We start from the raw sequence: 22,966 nt of genomic DNA on the forward strand, positions 1-22,966 counted from the left end.
CCTCCCAACCTCCCTTTTCTAAAGGGAGGAGCAAATAAAAAGGACGCCTCAGCGTCCTTTTTATTTGGATCCGATTAAAGACCGGTAAGCAATACAATCGCCACCTGGTTCATAATCATTTCGATAATAATCAAAGTTAAAATGGCAAAGATTGGAGAAAGGTCAATCATGCCCATATTTGGCATAATCCGGCGGAAAGGTGCCAGTAAAGGCTCAGCCAGCTCTTGCACCACTTCAATATAAGGTGAACGAGACTGAGTAAACATCACCACCCAACTTAAGATAATCGTAGCGAAAATCAAATAACGACAGAAACGAATCAAATCCTGCATCATGGTGACAAAAGTCAGAATGAGCAAATGCACAGGCCCATTCGGCATCCCCCCTGACAGATACATCATGCCAAAAATTTTAAGCAGATAGAGCACGACCAATAATGCCAAAGCAGCAGTACTGACTCGGCCTTTGGCCAAGGTTGGGAAAATTCGACCAAATACATCTACAATTTTAGTGGCTTTCACGGTAGAAAGAACCACAGGATTGTAAGGACTGACCGCTGCCAGTTGCATTAAAAATCGGAAGAATACGAGCAAAATCGCGACGTTAATGATAATGCCAAAAATTAGCGCAGAATTTGCACCCATACTTGAACGTTCCTAAAAATTAAACTGAAGATTTGCTGCTTTCACTGAGCTCTTGTGCCAGTTCTTGACTGCGTTTTTGTGCAGCGGCAAGTGCCGCCTGAATGTTTTGAGAAATCTGGGCGCGATCAAAGACTTCAAGTGCGGCCTGTGTAGTCCCATTTGGAGAAGTCACATTTTTACGTAACTCAGCCGGCGTATTCGAGCTGGTAATCGCCATTTGCGCCGCGCCTAAAGCCGTCTGCAAAGTCAGTGCGGTTGCAACTTTTTCATCGAGACCTAAATTTTTACCCGCACGAATCATGCTTTCCATCATATAGAAAAAATAAGCAGGTCCAGAACCAGATACTGCAGTGACTGCATCAATTTGTGCTTCTGAATCGACCCAAATGGTCAGCCCGGTCGATGCCAGAACCTGACTGGCCAGCTCACGATCATTGGTTTCTACAGATGCATTAGCATATAAACCATGTGCCCCGGTCTGTACCAATGCTGGCGTGTTCGGCATAACCCGAACAATACGCTCTGTCCCCAACAACGCTGATAATGTGGCAATTTCTGCACCGGCAACAATGGAAATAATCAGCTTATTATTAACCAGACCTTTTAAAGGTTGCAGCACTTGAGCCAAAACCTGAGGTTTTACCGCCAGCACAACGATATCTGCATCCTGAATTGCAGCGCTATTATCCCCAGTCACATTAATTTCTTTTTCCGCCAATAAAGCACGGACTTTTTCGACCGGATCAGAAACTGTAATACGTGTTGCTGGCAAACCACGTGAAATCAGACCGCCAATTAAGGCTTGGGCCATATTACCGCCACCAATAAAACAGATATTACAATTTAAAGCTGCACTCATGTTCAATGCTCGTCGTTGAGTTCTAAAGTTGAAGAAACCGAAATCGGCAGCCATCCGCCTGCTTCACAATATGCAGATTGGGCCAACCAAAATCCTTTAGGGGTAAACACGCCTAGCATAACATTATCTGTGCTTAATATTTGAATAGTATGCCGAGCCCAAGGAAATATTTGCGCTTCCTGAATGGCTTTTTTCAGCGGCCAGGTACCGACACGGCCATATAAATGAATTTTTTCGCCACCCTGACGCTGCTGTAAATGCAAAGCTTGCTGCAATAATGCAGGAGATAAACCGAACTGTGCAGGCGCGATGATAAATTTCCCTGACAAAACCTGCACACAGTCTTTTAAAGCGAATTTTATACTTTCCGGACTAGTTTGAACCTGTTGCTGCTCGGCTAAATAGATCTCTGCGGTCAAACGATATAATTGCTGCTGATAGCGTACATAATAAAAGCCTTGCCAATGCAATGCTGCCTGAGCATCTTGCTTGGCATAAATCACTTCGCATTGCAAACGCTTTACCATATCTAAGGATGGACGATACTGTTGTTTACCTTTCATCCAGGCAGAGAGTAATTGACGTTGTCGTGATTTTGAAAGCTGTAGAAATTTACCAAGATCGAGCTGCATTTCAGTCCCACAAGATGCTAAATCCTGTTGCAGCACTTCTTTTAAAATGTTTTGAGCATCCTGCATTAACTCACTGGTTCGCACCAAGGCAGTTTGCATTTTAGGATAACGTTCGCTTAATACCGGCCACAGGGTCTGGCGTGCCCAGGCCCGGTCATAATGAGTATCATCATTGGTTGGATCTTCAATATTCTGAACATTCAGCTCTGATGCCCATTGGCAAATCTGCTCACGGGAAATATCCAGCAATGGTCGCCAAATCGTGAGATTTTCACGTACATCGATTTGTTTCATGGCTGCTAAACCATCTATACCAGCACCCGATAATAGACGCAGCATCAAGGTTTCCGCCTGATCCTGCTGATGATGTGCTAGCACCAACATTTCATCCGCTTGCAAATGTTGCAGATAGGCCTGATAACGTAAATCGCGCGCTTGCTGTTCCAGATTGCCATTAGCGACATTGACTGGCTGAATGATGCAGGGAATATTCAGTTGCTGACACTGCTGTTGGACAAAAGTGCCCCATGCACTACTGATACTTTGCAGCTGATGATCCACATAGATTGCCCGGACTTTTTCCGGGCATAAAAAAACATCAGATGCAGCAACAGCATAGAATCTACGCCGCCACTGCATCCGATGAGAAATTTTGTCTCTGCAGGAAAGTCCTGCAGCTGTTTTAAGAAACCAGACCTAAATTGTCGCTGCCAAACTTCATTAAACGTTGGTAACGTGCTTCGCATCGTGCTTGCGCTTCCATTGGTTGCAGTTCATTCAAAGCTTCTTTCAGCACTGCTTTCAAGCTGTTCATGACCTGATCCGGATTTAAATGAGCACCCTCACCTTCATCCACCACATATTCGACAATACCCATTTTCTGCAATTTTTCTGCAGTCAGAGCCAAGGCCTCACTGGCCTGTTCCGCTTTTTCAGCGGTTTTCCAGAGAATTGAGGCACAGCCTTCCGGAGAAATCACCGAATAAATACTGTGAGAGAGCATCACCACACGGTCTGCTACTCCAATACCGAGTGCACCACCTGAACCGCCTTCACCTAGTACAGTTGCAATTACCGGTACTTTCAAATTGGAAAGCTGAGCCAGACTGGTGGCAATTGCTTCAGCCTGACCACGTTCTTCTGCACCGACACCCGGATAAGCACCCATAGTGTCAATAAAAGTAAAGACTGGCAGGTTAAAACGCTCTGCCATGTCTAGCAGACGCTGTGCCTTACGATAACCTTCCGGGTTACTCATGCCAAAATTATGCTGTAATTTTTCACGGGTACTACGACCACGATGCTGACCAACGATCATCACTGGTTGACCATCAAAACGAGCCAGACCACCGATCATCGCGCCATCATCACCATATAGGCGGTCACCATGTAAAGCATCAAATTCAGTGAATATTTCACCCACATAGTCCAGGAATTGTGGACGTTCTGGATGACGTGCAATCTGCACTGTCGCCCATGCTTTTGATGGAGTTGCTTTATTTTTCATAGGTTAACCGTTTTCATCCCTATAAAGGTATTAATTAACAAACTGTTCGGATTGAATCGAGAGTTCAATCTCCCAATTTTTAAATTGCTGCTGTTCATCGTGCAGTTCAGCGACCAGCAATGGCCATTGCTTGGCATCACCAGACACGCTGAGTTGCCATTGTTGCGCATTTTCAACCTTGAGTTCAATGGCAGGAAGCATCTCATCGCTACGACTGTGATTGACCAAAACCGACAGACGAAGCAGCAAACATAACCATAAAAGTTTAGATCCACCGACTTTCATCACATCAATCTTGGCATCAGCGCGCAATTTACGCCGATGGTGCGCGACCAAATGTGACAAATGATTTTGATCAACTTGCGAGAAACCGGCAATATCCGAATGTTGTAATAAATACGCGCCATGACGATGATAGCCACTGTGACTGATGGCCAAACCAATCTCATGCAGATAGGCGGCACGACGTAACAGGTCACTATCTTCAACACTCAACCCGAGTTCACTGGCCACGTCATTAAACAGTTTTTGTGCGGTCTGAACCACACGTTCAGCCTGTTTGGCATCGGCATTATAACGGCCGATCAAGGCATGCACGGAACGATCACGGATATCTTCATGCTTGAAACGGCCAAGCAAGTCATACATCACGCCTTCACGTAGTGCACCATCAGAATAGACCAAATGGTCAATTCCCAGTACATCAAAGACTGCATAGAGAATGGCAATACCAGCAGGTAAGACGGCACGACGATCATCTTTCAGACCTTCGAACTCCATGTCCGAGACATATTTATATTTAAGCAGTTTATCTTTGAGCTTTTCCAGGCCTTCACGCGTCAACTGTTCGCGATCATTGCTCCAGCCCATATTGACGCAAATCTGGCGGCAGGCTTTAATGGTGCCACTCGAGCCAACGACAGCATCCCAACCGGCTTCTTTATAAGTATTGGCAATTCCCGAAATTTCTTTACGTGCCGCAGTAACTGCTTTATCAAAGGCTTTGGCACTGATTTCGCCATCCTGAAAATAGGCCTTGGTAAACGCTACACAGCCCATTTGTACCGATTCGGTATGAATCGGCTCGAATTCTTCACCGATAATCAGCTCAGTTGAACCGCCACCGATATCAACTACCAGACGACGACCGCTGTTGGCCATGGTATGCGATACACCCAGATAAATCAGACGGGCTTCTTCACGACCGGCGATAATTTCGATCGGTTTCGGTAAAATTTCTGCAGCTTTCTGGATAAATTCATGGCCGTTTTTGGCTTGACGCAAAGCATTTGTCGCCACGATCCGCAAGCGGTTTGGCTGAACTGCGCCTAAACGTCCGACAAAACGGGCCAGACAGGCCAAACCGCGTTGCTGGGCGGCTTCGGTTAAATTCTTATTTTCGTCTAGTCCTGCGGCAAGCTGAACTTTTTCTGACATTGATGCCACTTTCTTCACTTCGCCATGGTCTACACGGGCGATGGCCAAATGAAAGCTGTTTGATCCCATATCGATGGCGGCAAGTAATTCTTCATCAATCAAAAAGTCAGACATTCCAGAAATAAACCTTTAACGAATTGTGCTTAGAGTAATTCACATGCATGCAATTTAAAAGCCATTTGTAGCGACAATTTAATGCCTTATTCTTTTTTGTATCGGGAATAATAGTGAGACACGATCATCACTATCGTGATCATCCATTAGACAAAATAACATTAAGCATTGAAAATTTACAGATTCCCCTACATTGTTAAAGATGGCTATGTAATACTAATAATTAGTTATCTTTAAAATATTAATCTGGAGCACATTCCATGTCTGGCAACATCGTAAACACTACTGACGCAAACTTCGAAGCAGACGTTCTTCAATCAGACGTTCCTGTACTGGTCGACTTCTGGGCAGGCTGGTGTGCACCATGTAAAGCAATTGCACCCGTACTTGAAGTGCTTGCTGAAGAATACCAAGGCAAAGTTAAAATCGTGAAAGTTGACGTAACTTCTTGCGAACAAACTGCTGTGAATTTCAACATCCGTAACATCCCGGCTTTGTTGATGTTCAAAAATGGTGAAGTTGTTGCGACTCAAGTCGGTGCTGCACCAAAATCTAAACTGACTGCATTTATTGATGACAATATCTAAGCACAGCATTTTTAGTAAAAAATACGCGACTCATGCTCGCGTATTTTTTTCGGCTATAAATTGACAAACCTGGCATTTTCTCTTATATTCGCTACTCAAGAGATAAAGGATCCTAAATCCTGTCAATTTCTTACAAGACACATTACATAAGATGCCGCTCGGCAATAGAAATTGTTTTTCACATTTTCCTTTGAAACACTCAAACAGATCTCTGAATTGTTCTTTTGCAAATTCAATTGCTTTCGTTTGAATGCTGGTATGCGGCCGAATGTTACTCCCTTTCTAACTTGTACCTCAGAACTTTGATTCTATCTGACCACCTATGAATTTAACCGAACTCAAGAAAAAACCGATTGGCGAACTCATCAAGATTGCCGAGTTTATGGGCCTCGAAGGTATGGCTCGTAACCGTAAGCAAGACATTATTTTTGCCATCTTAAAACGTCATGCAATGAATGGCGAAGAGATTTTTGGTGATGGCGTTCTAGAAATTTTGTCAGATGGTTTTGGCTTTTTACGCTCAGCCGCAGGTTCTTATTTAGCAGGTCCTGATGATATCTATGTCAGCCCTTCTCAAATTCGTCGTTTTAACCTCCGTACTGGCGACACCATTACTGGCACCATTCGTCCGCCGAAAGAAGGTGAACGTTATTTTGCTTTACTTAAAGTCAATCAAATTAACTACGACACACCTGAAAATTCACGTAACAAGATTCTGTTTGAAAACTTGACGCCATTATTCCCGACCGAACAGTTGGTGATGGAGTTGGGCAATGGCACCACTGAAGATTTAACCACCCGTGTGATCGACTTAGTTGCCCCGATTGGTAAAGGCCAGCGTTCAATTATTGTGGCTCCGCCGAAAGCGGGTAAAACCATGCTGCTGCAAAGCATTGCACAGTCCATCGTTCGCAATAATCCTGAAGTTATTCTGATCGTTCTCCTAATTGATGAGCGTCCAGAAGAAGTGACTGAGATGGAGCGTACGGTTCGTGGTGAAGTCGTGGCTTCTACCTTTGATGAATCTCCTGCACGTCACGTTCAAGTCGCTGAAATGGTGATTGAAAAAGCAAAACGTCTGGTTGAACATAAGAAAGATGTGGTGATTTTGCTTGACTCGATTACCCGTCTGGCACGTGCTTATAACACTGTGATTCCTTCATCAGGCAAAGTACTGACTGGTGGTGTGGATGCACATGCCTTAGAACGCCCTAAACGTTTCTTCGGTGCTGCACGTAATATCGAAGAAGGCGGTTCACTGACCATCATTTCTACTGCCCTGATTGAAACCGGTAGTAAAATGGATGAAGTGATTTACGAAGAATTCAAAGGTACAGGTAACCAGGAAATTACCCTTGATCGTCGTATTGCTGAAAAACGCGTATTCCCTGCGATGAACATCAAGAAATCTGGTACTCGCCGTGAAGAACGCCTGATGTCGGAAGACAATCTACGCAAAGTCTGGATTCTGCGTAAGCTGCTGCATACTCAAGACGAATTGGCGGCAATGGAATTCTTACTGGATCGTATGAAAGAAACCAAGACCAATGATGATTTCTTTGATCAGATGAAACGCAAAGCTTCAAATTAAAATTTCAAATGAAAGGTCACCTAAGCGGTGGCCTTTTTTAGGTTGACATAAATTACAGAATGAAACAATCAATCCTGATTTATGTAAACTTATTTTTAAGTTTTTGATTAATAAAATGTTCAGATTAAAAATTGTATAACTTTTAAGTGTTTAATAAGCCTTTCTCCAATCTAAATGTTTCATTCCATTGTTATTTTCTGTTAAAAACTTCTTATTTTTTATCGTTTTTCCGTACTTTTTTGATCATTGCCAGTAGCAATTAAAAATGCGCAGTGATAGCATATTTGCAGACCAGTTAGACTGCTCCTGCGTTGTTAGTCCCTAACACAATTAGGAACAATAAAAGCACTTAACAGACTAACTTTGGTTTTTTTTAATCTCAATTTTTAGAGAGTGATGCCATGTTATTCAAAAAAATCGCTATTGCTGCTGCAGTTGCTACTACTCTAGCTTTCGTTGGTTGTGCTAAAAAAGCTGACGACGCTGCTGCTGACGCTAACCAAGCTGCATCTGAAGCTGTAGAAGCTGCTTCTGAAGCTGAAGCTGCTGCTGATGCTGCTGCTGTAGAAGCTACTTCTGAAGTTGCTGCTTCTGAAACTGCTGCTGCTGCTCAAGCTGACGCTGCTGCTGCTGTTGCTGTTGACGCTGCTGCTGACGCTACTGCTGCTTCTGAAGCTGCTGCTCAATAATCTTTTAGATTATTCAGTACAAAAAAAGAGAGCCTTTGGCTCTCTTTTTTATTTTAAAAACTGATACTTAACAATATTAGATCCCAGTTTTTAAAAAAGCAGATCAGTTGACCTGCTCATTTCCCACACGTTGACGGAACTTCTGTCCGGCACGGAAGGTGACCACACGGCGTGCAGAAATCGGAATCTCTTCACCCGTTTTCGGGTTACGGCCCGGACGTTGACGCTTATCACGCAACTCGAAATTACCAAAACCCGAAAGTTTTACTTGCTCGCCTGAGATGAGCGCCTGGCTAATCTCATCGAAGAACAACTCAACCATTTGTTTTGCTTCACGACGGTTTAAACTCGTGAGCTCACTTAAATGATCAGCCATTTCTGCTTTAGTTAGTGCTGTCATGAAGCCCTCAATGTCGCTTGGTAAGTGTTTTCTAACACTTGAAGGATATTATCCATACCTGATTTAATTTCAGCATCTTCCAGTGTACGGCTTGGATGCTGCCAGAGAAGTGCAAATGCCAGTGAGCGTTTCCCTTCTTCTACTCCTTGTCCAGTGTACACATCGAACAACCAAGTTGAGTCTAAAAGCTCTCCGCCTGTTTTTTCGATAAGTCCCTGAATTTCGCTAACATTAATCTTATCATTAATTAAAAGCGCAATATCACGTCGAACCGATGGAAAACGTGATAATTCTGTAAAATTAGATACATAAGTTTGCAAAACAGCCGCTTGATCCAATTCTGCTACCCATGTGGTTGCCAGATCAAGTTCGTCTTCAAGTGAGGGATGTAAACGCCCCAAGTAACCAATTGATTGACCATTCACGAGAATTTCTGCGGATTGTCCTGGATGCAACCAGCTACGCTCTGAACGCACATATTCTACTTTGACACGACCAGCAGCCAAAATTTCTTCTACATCACCCTTAAAGTCAAAGAAGTCCATTGCAGCGGGTTTCACATGCCAAGATTCAGCATGACGTGAACCAGTCGCAATCAATGCAAAAGTTGGAATCTGTTTTAAATCATGGATGCTGCTGGCTTCTTGATAGTCAAAACGCAGACCGAGCTCAAAGAAACGTACACGGCTTTGCTGGCGGTTGACATTGTACTGAACACAAGGAATAAGGCTAGATAGCAAGGTTGAACGCATCACTGCCAAATCACTTGAAATTGGATTGGCTAATACTAATGGATTCACACTGGAATTAAGTTGCTTTTCAAGCTTTAGGTCTGCGAAGCTAAAGCTGATCGCTTCTTGGTAACCTAAAGTTACCGCGGTTTGACGGAGTTGGCCCAATTCAAACTGATCTTGGTATTTCGCCAGCTTCACATCAATCACAGGCAGGCTGATTTGAATATTGTCATAACCGTGAATACGCGCCACTTCTTCGATCAAATCTTGGTAAATCACCATATCATAACGATGTGATGGCGGTACCACTGACCACTCGCCTTCTGCTTTTACTGTAACTTCACAACCTAAACGGCTTAAAGCATCAGTAATGAACGCTGAGTCAACACTATAACCCAGCAGTTGATCGACTTGTGCTTGATTCAACTCAATTGCGTCGCGTGTTGGCAATAATGCTGCATTTTCGGCAACTGTAATTGGCCCGAACTCACCGCCGGCAAGTTCCGCAATCAATTGTGATGCGCGGTGCATAGCGATTAATGGCAATTCAAAATCGACACCACGTTCATAACGCTGAGAAGCATCAGTATGCAAGCCAAAGCTACGCGCACGACCGGCAATATGCAGTGGCGCGAAGAATGCAGATTCCAGGAAAATTTCAGTGGTTGTATCGCTGACTGCTGAAGACAAGCAACCCATAATACCGGCAATGGCCAATGCTTTCTCATCATCTGCAATCACCATCACTTTTTCGTTGAGTTCAACTTCTTGTTCATTGAGCAAAACTAACTTTTCAGCTTCCGTCGCTTGACGTACATGTACCGCACCTTGAACTTTACCGCCATCAAATGCGTGTAGCGGTTGACCAAGCTCGATTAATACATAGTTGGTAATATCGACCAGAATGCTGTGCTGACGAATACCTGAACGTGCCAATGTACGCTCCATCCATACAGGAGTCACAGCCTTGGTATTGACGTTCTTGATGACACGACCCAAATAGCGTGGGCAGCCTTCAGTCGATACAACGACTTTCTTTTCTTCGCTAATAGTCGCAGCTACTTCTTTAATTTCAGGGGCAGTTACTGGCAATTGGTTAATCACACCAATTTCACGTGCGATCCCGCGAATACTGAAGCAGTCCCCACGGTTCGGTGTAATGCTGATGTCAATCACGTTGTCATCAAGGTCTAGATATTCACGAATGTTCATACCTACTGGTGCATCCGCTGGAAGCTCTAACAAACCATCAATTTTATCTTCTAAATCGATTTCTGAAGCGCCGCACAGCATGCCTTGTGACTCTATACCACGTAGCTTGCCTTTCTTGATTTTGAAATCACCCGGAAGTACTGCACCAATGGTCGCAACCGGTGCTTTCATGCCAGCACGTACATTTGGCGCACCACATACAATTTGTAGAGGCTCACCTGAACCGATATTGACAGTGGTCACACGCAAGCGATCTGCATCAGGATGTTGTTCTACCGTCAGGACTTCCCCCACCACTACGCCAGTAAAGGGTTTAGCTGCAGGCGCAAGTTCATCCACTTCCAGACCCAACATGGTCAGTTGATCAGAAAGTTTTTCGCTATCGATGGCTGGGTTAACCCATGTGCGTAGCCAATTTTCGCTAATTTTCATTGATATAAAACCTGTAATTCAAATCTCTAGAATCCCCCTCTGCTCCCCATTTTCCAAAGGGGGAGAACTCCATCTATTTCGCGGAGTCCCTCTCCTTTTTAAAAGAAGAGGTTAGGAGAGGATTATTAAAAAGTTTTAAGCAAACTGGCGTAAGAAACGCACATCGTTTTGGAAGAACATACGTAAGTCATTTACGCCATAACGCAGCATTGCAAAACGTTCAACACCCAGACCAAAAGCAAAGCCTTTGTATTTTTCAGGATCAATGCCTGCAGCTTGCAGCACATTCGGATGCACCATACCGCAGCCCAATACTTCTAACCAGCGACCGCGTTCATCCATAATATCCACTTCCGCACTCGGCTCTGTGAACGGGAAATAAGATGGACGGAAACGTACTTTCAAATCTTTTTCGAAGAATTCGTTCAGCAGGTTAATCAGCAAACCTTTCAGTTCCGCGAAGCTGGTATTTTCAGCCACGTATAAACCTTCGATCTGATGGAACATCGGTGAGTGGGTTTGATCCGAATCACAACGGTAAACACGGCCCGGACACACGATCTGGATTGGTGGTTGCTGGGTTTCCATGGTACGAATCTGTACACCAGACGTATGCGTACGCAGCAAATGGTTCACATCAAAATAGAAAGTATCGTGCATGGCACGCGCCGGGTGATGACCTGGAATGTTCAGTGCTTCAAAGTTGTGATAGTCATCTTCAACTTCAGGACCTGTTGCAATCGTAAAACCTGCCTTGGTAAAGAACTGGCAAATACGCTCTTGCACCTGGGTCACTGGATGGATACTGCCCACCTGCTGGCCACGACCTGGTAAAGTAATATCAATGGTTTCGCTTGCCAGTTTTTGTTCTAAGGCAGCTTTATGCAGTTCTGCCTGACGTGATGTCAATGCAGCGGTAATGGTTTCACGTACAGCATGGATTTGTGCGCCGAAGACTTTACGTTCTTCAGGATCCATTTTACCAAGCGACTTAGATTGTTCCGCGAGCTGGCTTTTTTTCCCCGTAAATTGCACTCGTACTTGATCAAGTGCAGCAAGGTCTTGAGCTGCTGCAATCGCAGCGAGCGCTTCAGTGGTCAGGGCTTCCAGTGACATAGTAACTCTCAAAGCAACAGGTTAAAAAATATTTTAAAAACCCCACATTCTAACAGTTTTTAGACACTTTGATGAAGATACGTTTTAAGGAAAATTAGATTGGCATGATTAAATATAAAAAGTATAAGATAAACACAATATCAATCAGATCAAATCACTATGGCACTCGATCAAATTTGGAAACAGCAGCTGACCCTGGTCACTTACGGCAATGAGTATCTGGCTCAGGACCTGAGTTTCAATCGTTGGATTCAACATTCCATTTTTAATCAGCACCAGTTCGCCTTTCGGGATCTGATGTCACAACATCTGTTGGCTCAGCATTTTCAGATCTGGCTGGAAGGTCTGAAAAAACAAGACGTGCGTCGCCTCAGCTTGCATCGCTCTGATTTACTGGTTGATGAAAAAAATCCGAATGCCAATGTCGAGCTACTGCCACTGGCACATTTTATTGTCAGTCATGGTGCCAAAGCCAAAACCGCCTGGATCATTGGCAAAGAACTCCCTGAATGGTACAGCGCAGACAATGATTACGAAGCGCCTAAATCACAGCAATCTCCTTTACGCCATGAAACATTCTGGTGTTATGAGCTGAATCCTAAACTGGCCAAGCGCATTGATGTCGATCTGGAAGCCCCAAACTGGGATGATATTCAGGCCTATACCGATCATGAACTGTTTGAAAGTAGCCTTGCCCAAGATTTTACTGAACCGGCGTATACCAATTTGCCTTATTACGGCACCATGCCTGCCATTCAGGTCGATAGCGAAAGTCATTTGGCCTTAATTCCCACTGACTATTCAGCGGATTATGCTCACCAGACTTTGTACCGCCTAGATGCCTTAAATGACTTTATTCAAACTAAAATCCAACATCCCTATCGTGCAGATGGCGAAGTACTCAGCCCGGAGCAGCAACTTAACCTGCGACATTTTTCGCAAAAAATTGATGATTTAAGTGCTAAATTCATCAGCAAAGTCGCCAATCACTATAAGACCGCGCAGCTTACCCCTAAAGTTGCACCTGATCCATTTATCGGTATGAGTACTGAAGATCGTTCACCAAAAATTTCTAAAGCAGAAAAACCTCAGGACCCAGGAAAATCCAGTTCGTCTGCAAATGTGCTGACCTTAATTGTGATTACCGTGATTATCTGTCTGATTGGCTACTATTTCGGCCTTTAACATTTTGCCAGAAAAGCTTGAACATCACGGGCAGAATTCAATGGCGATATTGATACTTAGGAGCAGACATCAGTTTGAAATAATGCTGACGATTTTTGCTATGGGTTTTCATCATCCATCAGATGATGGAATCACGACCAAGCATCTGCCTGAAAATTTTAGCATTGTCGGAATAAGCCAAAGCTGTTGTTTACTGATCGCCCGATGGATAGCGCCCTTTTGATTGATCGGTAAAGATTGAGAGGAAAAGATAAATCAGCCGTACAGTGCAAAGGCTGATTTATTTTCTATCGTCTTTTCCCAGGTTTTAGATTTTTCTACGTTGAGCCAGCTTGACCAGAGTATTCAAAAATTAAATGTCCCACTGATAACATAAGTCTTTAAGATTCTCACCCAGATCGCTGGCATCTCCTTCACTGACAAAATAGGCGCCGGTCTTTTCATAAAAATAACGACTGGAATTCAGGTTCAATACGCTGCATTGCATATGCTGGTAGGATTTTTCTCGACTTAAGCCTAAACCCAATTGAACCAAATCACGTCCAATGCCGCGACCTTGAATATTTTGAAGCAAATAAAGTGCTCTCAATTCACTGGTTGGCGCATCTACCGGAAAATTGAAAGCAGCAAATCCGAGCACCTGAGCATCTTCTTCATAGACAAATACCCGTCGATTTTCCTGTTCAAGCACAGAACGCCACAAAGTGGCTCTTTGTTCTACACTCAACTCATCGAGAATTTCTGGTTTGATGATGTTTTTATAGCTTTCACGCCAGCTTTGTACGTGCACTTGGGCAATCGGCAGGACATCCTGTTGAGTGGCAAGTCGAATCATTATTTTTAAGCCTTATTTTTAATTATTCAATTTCACAATGACTAAAAAATATAAGATTTACAATACTGATTTTTAAATAATATTTAAAATGATTACTTTTATTTAAGCATAAAAAAAAGACCACCAAATAGCGGTCTTTTTTCAAGTCATAAAGACTTATGCAGCCAATGCATCTTTAGCTTTAGAAGCTAAAGCAGCAAACGCAACTGCGTCATGCATAGCGATGTCAGCAAGTACGCGACGGTCGATAATCACTTGAGCTTTTTTCAAGCCAGCGATCATACGGCTGTACGACAAACCATTTTGACGAGCACCAGCGTTGATACGTGCAATCCACAAAGCGCGGAATTGACGTTTCTTCTGACGACGGTCACGGTAAGCATATTGACCAGCTTTGATTACCGCCTGGAACGCTACGCGGTAAACGCGTGAACGAGCACCATAGTAACCTTTAGCACGAGCAAGAATTTTTTTGTGACGGCGATGAGCCTGTACACCACGTTTTACACGAGCCATTTATAATCTCCTTAGATGTACGGGCACATACGACGAACTGAAGCAACGTCACTTACGTGAACCATTACACAGCCGCGCAATTGACGAATACGCTTAGCAGATTTTTTGGTCAAAATGTGGCGTTTGAACGCTTGTTTACGCTTAAAACCGTTAGCAGTCGCTTTAAAGCGTTTAGCTGCACCACGGCGAGTTTTCATCTTAGGCATAACAACCTCTTTTGAACACCTGTTCGGCTCGTTTGCACCATTACAAAACGACCTGCAGGTAAGGGAGCGAGTATTCTAAAGCATCTTTGTTTAAAACAAAAGCATCTTCACCCAATAAGCGAATTTAAAGAATGATTTTAGGATTTCAGTCTGGAAAATGGCGAGCAAGATCGGATCAGGAGAATCGCTTCAGGCTTAGAATATGGCAAAGGCCGCATAGACAAAGAGATAACGTCCAATTTTAGCAATGCTGACCATCAGCAAAAAACGGGCGAAGTTTTCTTTTAATAGTCCCGCAATCAGGGTAATCGGATCACCAATGATAGGCACCCAGCTCAGCAGTAAAGACCAGTAACCATATTTCTGATAGGTCATTTGTGCCTTGAGCATCTTGTCTGCTGAAACCGGAAACCATTTTTTATTTTTATAATGCTCAATCTTGAGGCCCAGATACCAGTTCACACAGGACCCCAGTATATTCCCCAAACTGGCCACCGCAATTAACAGCACTGTATGCTGCTTACCCTGCACTAAAAGCCCCAGTAGCACAGCTTCAGACTGTAAAGGCAGTAAGGTTGCTGCACCAAAGGCCGACAGAAACAGTAAAAACAGGCTCATTACAGCATTAACGGCTCAGGCCCATTTTTTTCTTGGCTTTACTGTATTCCCAACTGGACCAAACGACTGCAGTCACCATCGCCATGATCCGCGCCCACTTATACTGCTCATTAAGCGGTGCAATTGCAGCACGTAAAATCTGCTGATCTTTGGTATTTAGGGCAGCAATCACCTGATCAATATGCACAATTTCAGCAATATACAGCACTAAACATGCAGCAATGCCGAAAAGAATGCTCCAGTAAATTCGGGTATTACTTTCAACAATCTTGGTAAAGTTCAGAAGAAAATCGTTCATATATCCATCCAATAAAAAACCACCGTAAGGGTGGCTTTATTTGCTTAAAGCTATTTTAGCATAAAAGGCAGACGCTTAACTGACCTGTATCGCCAGCGCTTTCTGAACCGCAGGACGAGCATTCAAGCGATCAATATATTTAGAAACTTCAGGATAGTCTTCCAGATTGATCTGCTGCCAGTCATGACGTAATAACCACGGAAATATCGCCATATCAGCAATCGAGTATTCGCCAGCCACATACTCCTGCCCGACCAGCTGTTTATTCAACACCCCATATAAACGCTTGCTTTCATTGACATAGCGCTCTGTGGCATAAGCAATCCGCTCAGGTGCAAAACGGCTAAAGTGATGATTTTGCCCGAGCATTGGTCCCAGACCGCCCATCTGCCACATCAGCCACTGTTCAACCTGAATACGCTTCACTTCATCATCTGGATAAAACAGACCTGTTTTTCGACCCAGATATTGCAAAATCGCACCTGACTCAAAAATTGAAATGGCGCGGCCATTTGGCCCATCCTGATCAACAATTGCCGGGATTTTATTATTGGGAGAAATAGCCAGAAAATCGGACTGAAACTGGTCATTTTCCAGAATATTGATGGGAATAATTTGATATTCCAGCCTCATTTCTTCTAGAGCAATACTAATTTTATGGCCGTTGGGGGTGCCCCAATAATATAAATCGATCATTTTTTTTAATACTCCCTGCACCTTTGCTGTGCGATGATGTACTCAACATAGAGGATTTAGAAAGAAACAACAAGTCTGCATTTAAAAATTATTTTTCAATAAATATCAAAATCTTATTAAGAATTTATATAATTTTTTATTTTTGATCTTGAAAATTTCAGCCCGAAACACATATTTACTTCTGCATAAGGATTGCGTCAATCTTATGCCCTGTCGATGTCTCACATGACAGATCTTATTTTCTTGTTTTTATAACTTTGCTTAAGTGAGAAGGTTCTAATCATGAGTAACTTAAATCTTCATCCATTATTTCGTCGTAGTATTGGCTTTGATCGTCTGAATGACTTTATTGACTATGCCATGCAAAGCGATGCACCGAATTATCCACCGTATAATATCGAAAAGCATGGTGAGAATAATTACCGCATCGTGGTGGCAACTGCGGGTTTTCGTCAGGAAGAACTCGACATTCGTCTGGAAAATAAGTTGCTGACCATCTTGGGCAAGCCTGAAAACCAGAGCAATGACACTATCGAATTCCTGCACAAAGGCATTGCGCGACGTGCATTTAAATTGTCTTTACGTCTGGATGAATATATTGAGGTACAACAGGCAGACTATGAAAATGGTTTATTGATCATTGACTTGCAGCGCATTATTCCAGAAGAAAAATTGCCGCGTCAAATCCCGATTGGCAATAAACTGCTTATTGCAGATGATGAAAAATCAGTGGAATAAGCTTGATTCAGTACGCAAAGGAAGGTCCGAAAGGGCCTTTCTTTTTGGCTACAGATTACCTAAACTCATTAAGGCAATACGCTTTCTGATCATAAAAATAAACCATGAATGTGCCAGAAAACATCCTGTTTCATCAAGCTAGCCCGATCATGCGCACTACGGGATATTTGCTGTTTTGTTATCCGGTCGGAATATTCAGCATTTTTTATTTCAGCAGTGTGCGTAGCAATTCCAGTTTTTTCCAAGGACTATTATTTTTATGGCAGGAGTCTCCTGACTTTTATATTTATATTGGCGGCTTTCTTGGTCTTTCGCTGCTTATGCAGGGAACCAAACTCAAAATAACCTCACAAGCCATTTATTATACTTTGGCCGGTTTCCGCATCAGCCTGTGCTTAAAACGACATTCCGTACAGTATAGTTTTCTGAATCCGCGCTATGATTCTCTCAAAGCGCACCTCAAACGCTGGCTCTATAACATGCCAGCGCATGTGATTAGTCAACGCGATGGCACTTTGGATTTTAAATTGTGCCAGCCCGGTCTGATGAATCAAATTTGTCTTGGATTTTTCCGGATTCAGCTGTCGATGTTTTCCCGCCAGCAAGCTCAACAGATTATGTACGCCATACAAAGCGCCTGGAATTTTAAAGAATAAAAAAAGCCCTGCATATGCAGGGCTTTTTTCGCTTAATGAGTGCTTACTTTTTCTTTTTAGGACCAAGTAGCATACCCATTTGACGCCCTTCCATTTTCGGCATCTGCTCAACAGTACCGAATTCAGCCACGTCAGCTTCAATTTTTTGCAATTGAGCTAGACCCAACTGTTGGTGCGCCATTTCACGACCACGGAAACGAAGCGTGATTTTCACCTTGTTACCTTCTTCAAGGAACTTGATGATTGCACGTAGTTTTACGTTGTAATCACCAACATCAGTACCCGGGCGTAGCTTGATTTCTTTCACCTGGACTTGATGTTGTTTTTTCTTCGCTTCTTTCTGCTTTTGCTTAAGATCAAACAAATGCTTGTTGAAGTCCATGATCTTACATACTGGTGGCTCAGCGTTTGCTACGATCTCAACAAGATCAAGTTCAACACTTTCTGCTGCGCGTAGGGCGTCAGCTAAGCTTACAATCCCTTTCTGCTCACCATTTTCGTCTACAAGACGGACTTCTTTCGCACGAATTTCATCATTCAAGGCAGGACGGTTTGATTTGTTACCGCCCTGTTGATTACGGTCAGGCTGTTTAATCGCTGTTACTCCACAATGTACCGGCCACGTTCGGCTACGGCTGCTTTTACTAGGTCAACGAAAGCATCGATTGACATAGTACCCAAATTTGTTCCTGAGCGGGTACGCACGTTTACGGTACCTTCCTCTACTTCACGGTCCCCAAGTACCAGTAAGTAAGGAATACGCTCTAATGTACGTTCACGAATCTTAAAGCCGATTTTCTCATTTCTCAAGTCAGAAATTGCACGGATACCGTTTTCTTTAAGTTTTGCGACGACTGACTCACATGCCTCAGCTTGAGAATCGGTAATGTTCATCACACACGCTTGCATTGGTGCCAACCAAGGTGGCATGAAGCCTGCGTAGTGTTCGATCAGTATACCAATAAAACGCTCGAAACTGCCAAGAATTGCACGATGTAACATTACTGGCTGATCGCGGTCATTATCTTCAGTGACATAAGATGCATCCAGACGTTCTGGCAAGTTAAAGTCACACTGAATGGTACCACACTGCCAGACACGACCTAAGCAGTCTTTCAGAGAGAATTCAATCTTCGGACCGTAGAATGCGCCTTCGCCTGGTTGAAGTTCCCACTCAAGACCTGCAGCATCTAAAGCATCTGCCAAAGATTTTTCTGCCATATCCCAAAGCTTGTCATCACCCACACGTTTTTCAGGACGCGTCGACAACTTCATTTGTACTTCTTCAAAGCCAAAGTCTTTGTATACATCCAGTGTCAATTTGATAAAGTCTGCAACTTCAGGACCAATCTGTTCTTTGGTACAGAAAATGTGCGCATCATCTTGAGTAAAGCCGCGTACACGCATAATGCCATGCAAAGAACCAGATGGTTCGTTACGGTGACATGAACCAAACTCTGCCAGACGTACCGGAAGATCACGATACGACTTCAAGCCTTGATTGAACACTTGTACGTGACAAGGACAGTTCATTGGCTTCACCGCATAGTTGCGATTTTCAGAATGCGTGGTGAACATGTTGTCTGCATAGTTGGCAGCATGTCCTGATTTTTCCCAAAGCGTGAAATCAACAACCTGTGGTGTACGAATTTCTTCGTAGCCGTTGTCTTGTTGTACCTTACGCATATATTGTTCAAGCACTTGATAAATGGTCCAGCCATTCGGATGCCAGAACACCATACCCGGTGCTTCTTCTTGCATGTGGAACAAATCAAGCGCTTTACCGATTTTACGGTGGTCGCGTTTTTCTGCTTCTTCAATACGTTTTACATAAGCCGCAAGCTGCTTCTTGTCTGCCCACGCTGTACCGTAAATACGTTGCAGCTGTTCGTTTTTCGCATCACCGCGCCAGTAAGCACCCGATATTTTAGTCAGCTTGAACGATTTTAGGAATTTGGTGTTTGGTACGTGCGGACCACGGCACATATCCAAATAATCTTGATGGTAGTACAAGCCCATTTGTGTTTCTTCAGGCATGTCTGCAATCAGGCGCAATTTGTATTCTTCGCCACGCGCAGTGAATTCTGCAATCACTTCGTCACGTGGCGTCATTTTTTTCACGACTTCATAGTCTTGATCGATGAGCTTTTTCATACGCTCTTCAATCGCTGCCATGTCGTCTAATGTGAATGGACGTGGCATCCAAATGTCATAGTAGAAACCTTCTTCAATGACCGGACCAATGACCATCTTTGCTTCTGGGAACAGTTGCTTAACCGCATGACCGACCAAATGCGCGCAAGAATGGCGAATGATCTCGACACCGGCTTCGTCTTTAGGCGTGATAATTTGTAGTGTTGCATCTTCAGTGATGAGATCAGACGCATCAACCAAACGATCGTTGACACGACCAGCAACAGTGTTTTTTGCAAGACCAGGACCAATGCTAAGTGCAACGTCCATCACAGATACGGCGTGATCAAACTGTTTTTGATCGCCATTTGGCAAAGTGATAATTGGCATAAGAAATCCTTAAGGAGTGATGCCCCGTACCATGGAGCATATCACCGCGAGATTATGATCGAGGCACAGCCTCAAAAGATAAAAACGGTGGATAAATAAAATCGATTCGAATTTTACACGGCTTGGCCGCATGATTAAACCTTTTCCCAATAAAAATAAGATTTACCGTCAAATCTGTGCCTGATCTTTAAAGGCTTAGGCTCATTTTTTAGTTCAAAATCTCGTTATTCCCGGAAAGTCTGCCACTGGAGAAACTTTCCCTCTACATAAACATACAGCTGGTAGAATTGCGGGATCAGCGTTTCACTTTGTGTCGGTCTTAAAAACACATAATCATCGACATGAATATCGCACTGCATGGGCACCTGAAGCATTTCCTGATTACTGCTGCGGCCATATAACACATGTAGCCGGCTTTTTTCAGGGTAGATATAATCCGCTCGCCAATAGCCGCCATAAATAAATACGGCTTTATCTTGATGTGGAAGATAATTTAGTAGTTCCAAACCGGGAATCTGGCTACAAGGCAACACTTTTAAAATGGGTGCGGCAATCCAGAGTGCACATTGCAGTTCAGCCAGATTCGCCAGATCAAAATCGCCTGGCTTGAGCAGCATCGAGCCAAAAGCCAGGTCATTACAGACACTTTGCTGGCAATGCTGCATAAAGGTCGGACTGCCACCGCCATTAAAACAGAGACCTTCATGCCATAAATCAGGGAATTGCTGCTGAATCATCGTTTTGTATTGTTGATACATCTGCTGCGATTGCTGATAACTTTTTTCAGGACTTTTCAGAATTTTTGGTAATTTGGCGACATGTGCATCATAGCCCATTAGACCCGAGAATTTGATATAAGCCGCGTTGTCCTGAATCAGCTCCATTAAGGCTATAAATTGCTGCTGCGTTTGTACGCCGCCACGATGCAGCCCTACATCAATTTCAATATTGACATTCACGCAGGTATTCAAGCTTTGCGCGAGTTGCAGATATTGTTTTAATCGTTCCACATCATCAATTAGCCATTGAATAATTACTTGATCATTGGCTTTATTTTGATCAGACAAAGTTTGATAAAAATGTTTGACTGCCTGAATCGGCATCGGTTTACCCAACAAGATATCGGCTTGCTGAAATGTCCCTATAATCTCCAGCAGATGCGGCAGATGAAAGACCATAAAGCGCTGGGTATTTAGTTTTTCACTGGCCAGTTTGAGTAGCTGAATGCTGGCTAAAGACTTCACTACCAGACGTGGTTTTAACTTCGCAGGCAATTTTGACTGTACATAGTCCAAATTACGTTGATAGGTTTTTAAATCTAAAATCAGTTGCGGTGTGCCAGTGCCCTGCCGTTTTAATTCCTGCGTCAGTTGCTGAAAATAATTTGATTGCATCGCCCTCTCCTCATTTCCCAGATAAAAACAATTCTTTTAAATATGGATTCAGCCATTTTTGCTGTGGATCCAATTGCTGACGTAGCACCATGAAATTATCCCATTTCGGGTAGAGTTCGCGCAGCGAGGCTGCGCTCATACTATGTAACTTGCCCCAATGCGGTCGTCCCTGATATTTCTGTAAAATCGGCTCGACCAGATCAAAGATCGCGTGGTAATCCTGTTTATAAAATTGATGAATCGAAATGGAGACCGAATCACGCTGATAAAAAGGACTTAGCCAGATCTCATCGCCTTTGACATAACGAAACTCGATCGGGAAAAACATCGGCACTTGGTGTTTGCATAAAACATGCAGAATCTCGTCCAGACACTGCAAGCCAAACTCAACCGGAACCTGATATTCCATTTCATTAAATCTGGTTTTACGCGGAGTTGGAAAAATTCTGGATGAACAGTCTACATAACGAGTCGGTTTGACAAATACGCCGAGCAGTTTTTGCAGATAGGGATTTGTCTTTGGGAAGAGTCGCGTCAATTCCGAACATAGAGTCAATAAAATATCTTCCGGAGGCCAGCTTTCCTGTCTCGGCTGAATGTCATCCTCCGTGTCATCCAGGGTTTTCAGTATCACCTGATCGGCATGCAGAAAAGCCCAAAACTCAATATGTCGGTGCTGATGTTTCCATTGACCAATATGGGTAAATATGTCTTTTAATGAACAGAGCTGGATCTGTTCTTTTAGTTTATATCGTGGTCGATTTTGCAGGGTTATTTGGGTCAATATGCCCAAGCTGCCCAATGCCACCCGTCCAGCCTGAAATATCTCAGCATTCTGCTGACGATGACATTGCAACAGCTCTCCATCCGCGGTCAGCAATTCAAAGCCTTCCACAAAAGCAGAGATGCAAGGTAAATTGATGCCCGTGCCATGCGTTCCAGTCGAAATTGCTCCGGCCAGACTTTGTTGGTCTATATCGCCCTGATTGATTAAAGCCTGATTGATCTGTGCCAGATCTTTCCCTAAATCATATAAACGCGTACCGGCCCGCACGGTGCATTGGGTTTTCTCTTGATCAAAAACCACCACACCTTTGAACTGATCGAGATTAAGCAACACCGCATCTGTTTTGGCCAATGGGCTAAATGAATGTCCTGCACCCACTGCACGAATGTGTGCATGGGTCTTCACTAAAATTTGTAATTCACTGATCTGGCTGGGCTGATAAATCCGAGCAGCACTGGACTGGCTCCCAGACCAGTTTCGCCAAATTTTATCCGCCTGTTGTATTTTCATTATTCTTCCTGGGCTCATATTATTTTAATGGCTGAACTAGAGTAAAATAC

Annotated in this window: 23 protein-coding genes and 1 pseudogene; 6 read left to right on the top strand and 18 right to left on the bottom strand. The window is 43.6% G+C overall.

What is annotated here, in order from left to right:
• Window positions 1–74: 74 nt before the first annotated feature.
• From ACO1B7_RS04215 to ppx, 5 genes and pseudogenes are all read right to left on the bottom strand, one after another.
• A complete protein-coding gene (locus ACO1B7_RS04215) occupies window positions 75–644 on the bottom strand; it encodes a YggT family protein (RefSeq protein ID WP_155861731.1) in 570 nt (189 codons plus the stop codon).
• A 19-nt stretch (window positions 645–663) separates the two neighbouring features.
• The gene (gene proC / locus ACO1B7_RS04220) at window positions 664–1,503 is read right to left on the bottom strand and encodes a pyrroline-5-carboxylate reductase (protein WP_155861730.1); all 840 of its coding nucleotides are present in this window, start codon (window positions 1,501–1,503) and stop codon (window positions 664–666) included.
• A 2-nt stretch (window positions 1,504–1,505) separates the two neighbouring features.
• A pseudogene (tilS, locus tag ACO1B7_RS04225) lies at window positions 1,506–2,881 on the bottom strand (tRNA lysidine(34) synthetase TilS).
• Window positions 2,818–3,642: an acetyl-CoA carboxylase carboxyltransferase subunit alpha gene (locus ACO1B7_RS04230; RefSeq protein WP_004278263.1), complete on the bottom strand. Its 825-nt coding sequence runs from the start codon at window positions 3,640–3,642 to the stop codon at window positions 2,818–2,820. The pseudogene tilS and the gene ACO1B7_RS04230 overlap by 64 nt, the downstream one beginning before the upstream one ends.
• A 30-nt stretch (window positions 3,643–3,672) precedes the next feature.
• On the bottom strand, window positions 3,673–5,193 hold the full coding sequence (gene ppx / locus ACO1B7_RS04235) for an exopolyphosphatase (protein WP_004278264.1): 1,521 nt from the start codon (window positions 5,191–5,193) through the stop codon (window positions 3,673–3,675).
• 260 nt (window positions 5,194–5,453) lie between these two features.
• Here ppx and trxA point away from each other — a divergent pair, with 260 nt between their 5' ends.
• The 3 genes from trxA (at window position 5,454) to ACO1B7_RS04250 (ending at window position 8,060) form a co-directional block, all read left to right on the top strand.
• Window positions 5,454–5,780 carry a thioredoxin gene (gene trxA, locus ACO1B7_RS04240; protein ID WP_155861728.1) on the top strand — a complete coding sequence of 109 codons (327 nt, stop codon included), beginning with the start codon at window positions 5,454–5,456 and terminating at the stop codon, window positions 5,778–5,780.
• A 322-nt stretch (window positions 5,781–6,102) separates the two neighbouring features.
• On the top strand, window positions 6,103–7,371 hold the full coding sequence (gene rho / locus ACO1B7_RS04245) for a transcription termination factor Rho (RefSeq protein WP_004278267.1): 1,269 nt from the start codon (window positions 6,103–6,105) through the stop codon (window positions 7,369–7,371).
• Window positions 7,372–7,772: 401 nt separating this feature from the next.
• Complete coding sequence (locus ACO1B7_RS04250; protein ID WP_155861727.1) at window positions 7,773–8,060, top strand: hypothetical protein; 288 nt, start codon at window positions 7,773–7,775, stop codon at window positions 8,058–8,060.
• 103 nt (window positions 8,061–8,163) lie between these two features.
• Here ACO1B7_RS04250 and ACO1B7_RS04255 read toward each other — a convergent pair whose 3' ends face one another.
• The 3 genes from ACO1B7_RS04255 to pheS form a co-directional block, all read right to left on the bottom strand.
• Window positions 8,164–8,460, bottom strand: coding sequence for an integration host factor subunit alpha (locus tag ACO1B7_RS04255; RefSeq protein ID WP_004278269.1), 297 nt, complete (start codon window positions 8,458–8,460; stop codon window positions 8,164–8,166).
• Window positions 8,457–10,838, bottom strand: a complete 2,382-nt coding sequence (pheT, locus tag ACO1B7_RS04260) for a phenylalanine--tRNA ligase subunit beta (protein ID WP_155861726.1) — start codon at window positions 10,836–10,838, stop codon at window positions 8,457–8,459. The genes ACO1B7_RS04255 and pheT overlap by 4 nt, the downstream gene beginning before the upstream one ends.
• Before the next feature lie 135 nt (window positions 10,839–10,973).
• Window positions 10,974–11,954: a phenylalanine--tRNA ligase subunit alpha gene (gene pheS / locus ACO1B7_RS04265; RefSeq protein WP_005246036.1), complete on the bottom strand. Its 981-nt coding sequence runs from the start codon at window positions 11,952–11,954 to the stop codon at window positions 10,974–10,976.
• A gap of 159 nt (window positions 11,955–12,113) precedes the next feature.
• Between pheS and ACO1B7_RS04270 the strand changes: the two genes are divergently transcribed.
• A complete protein-coding gene (locus ACO1B7_RS04270; protein ID WP_155861725.1) occupies window positions 12,114–13,139 on the top strand; it encodes a hypothetical protein in 1,026 nt (341 codons plus the stop codon).
• 352 nt (window positions 13,140–13,491) lie between these two features.
• Here the strand turns inward: ACO1B7_RS04270 and ACO1B7_RS04275 are convergent, their stop codons facing one another.
• The 6 genes from ACO1B7_RS04275 to ACO1B7_RS04300 all read right to left on the bottom strand — a co-directional run bounded on the left by ACO1B7_RS04275 (window position 13,492) and on the right by ACO1B7_RS04300 (window position 16,308).
• Window positions 13,492–13,974, bottom strand: coding sequence for a GNAT family N-acetyltransferase (locus tag ACO1B7_RS04275; protein ID WP_155861724.1), 483 nt, complete (start codon window positions 13,972–13,974; stop codon window positions 13,492–13,494).
• Window positions 13,975–14,130: 156 nt separating this feature from the next.
• Window positions 14,131–14,490, bottom strand: coding sequence for a 50S ribosomal protein L20 (gene rplT / locus ACO1B7_RS04280; RefSeq protein WP_004647525.1), 360 nt, complete (start codon window positions 14,488–14,490; stop codon window positions 14,131–14,133).
• Window positions 14,491–14,501: 11 nt separating this feature from the next.
• Window positions 14,502–14,696 carry a 50S ribosomal protein L35 gene (gene rpmI / locus ACO1B7_RS04285; protein WP_004278281.1) on the bottom strand — a complete coding sequence of 65 codons (195 nt, stop codon included), beginning with the start codon at window positions 14,694–14,696 and terminating at the stop codon, window positions 14,502–14,504.
• Window positions 14,697–14,891: 195 nt separating this feature from the next.
• Window positions 14,892–15,314, bottom strand: a complete 423-nt coding sequence (locus ACO1B7_RS04290; RefSeq protein WP_155861723.1) for a YqaA family protein — start codon at window positions 15,312–15,314, stop codon at window positions 14,892–14,894.
• Between the two features lie 7 nt (window positions 15,315–15,321).
• On the bottom strand, window positions 15,322–15,612 hold the full coding sequence (locus ACO1B7_RS04295) for a hypothetical protein (protein ID WP_005261895.1): 291 nt from the start codon (window positions 15,610–15,612) through the stop codon (window positions 15,322–15,324).
• A gap of 75 nt (window positions 15,613–15,687) precedes the next feature.
• Window positions 15,688–16,308 carry a glutathione S-transferase family protein gene (locus tag ACO1B7_RS04300; protein ID WP_423089837.1) on the bottom strand — a complete coding sequence of 207 codons (621 nt, stop codon included), beginning with the start codon at window positions 16,306–16,308 and terminating at the stop codon, window positions 15,688–15,690.
• 282 nt (window positions 16,309–16,590) lie between these two features.
• Here ACO1B7_RS04300 and ACO1B7_RS04305 point away from each other — a divergent pair, with 282 nt between their 5' ends.
• Together ACO1B7_RS04305 and ACO1B7_RS04310 are read left to right on the top strand one after the other, a co-directional pair.
• A complete protein-coding gene (locus ACO1B7_RS04305; RefSeq protein ID WP_423089838.1) occupies window positions 16,591–17,046 on the top strand; it encodes an Hsp20 family protein in 456 nt (151 codons plus the stop codon).
• Between the two features lie 104 nt (window positions 17,047–17,150).
• Complete coding sequence (locus tag ACO1B7_RS04310; protein WP_005246030.1) at window positions 17,151–17,702, top strand: hypothetical protein; 552 nt, start codon at window positions 17,151–17,153, stop codon at window positions 17,700–17,702.
• A gap of 43 nt (window positions 17,703–17,745) precedes the next feature.
• On the opposite strand, the gene infC is transcribed toward ACO1B7_RS04310, so the two are convergent.
• The 4 genes from infC to ACO1B7_RS04330 all read right to left on the bottom strand — a co-directional run bounded on the left by infC (window position 17,746) and on the right by ACO1B7_RS04330 (window position 22,916).
• Window positions 17,746–18,297, bottom strand: a complete 552-nt coding sequence (gene infC, locus ACO1B7_RS04315) for a translation initiation factor IF-3 (protein ID WP_071850398.1) — start codon at window positions 18,295–18,297, stop codon at window positions 17,746–17,748.
• A gap of 5 nt (window positions 18,298–18,302) precedes the next feature.
• A complete protein-coding gene (gene thrS, locus ACO1B7_RS04320; protein ID WP_005261889.1) occupies window positions 18,303–20,225 on the bottom strand; it encodes a threonine--tRNA ligase in 1,923 nt (640 codons plus the stop codon).
• Window positions 20,226–20,449: 224 nt separating this feature from the next.
• Window positions 20,450–21,619 (bottom strand): alanine racemase, encoded by a 1,170-nt coding sequence (locus tag ACO1B7_RS04325; protein WP_423089839.1) that lies wholly within the window; start codon window positions 21,617–21,619, stop codon window positions 20,450–20,452.
• 10 nt (window positions 21,620–21,629) lie between these two features.
• Window positions 21,630–22,916: a D-arabinono-1,4-lactone oxidase gene (locus tag ACO1B7_RS04330; protein ID WP_423089840.1), complete on the bottom strand. Its 1,287-nt coding sequence runs from the start codon at window positions 22,914–22,916 to the stop codon at window positions 21,630–21,632.
• Between the last annotated feature and the right edge of the window lie 50 nt (window positions 22,917–22,966).

Source organism: Acinetobacter lwoffii (assembly GCF_049367455.1).
GTDB lineage: Bacteria > Pseudomonadota > Gammaproteobacteria > Pseudomonadales > Moraxellaceae > Acinetobacter > Acinetobacter lwoffii_W.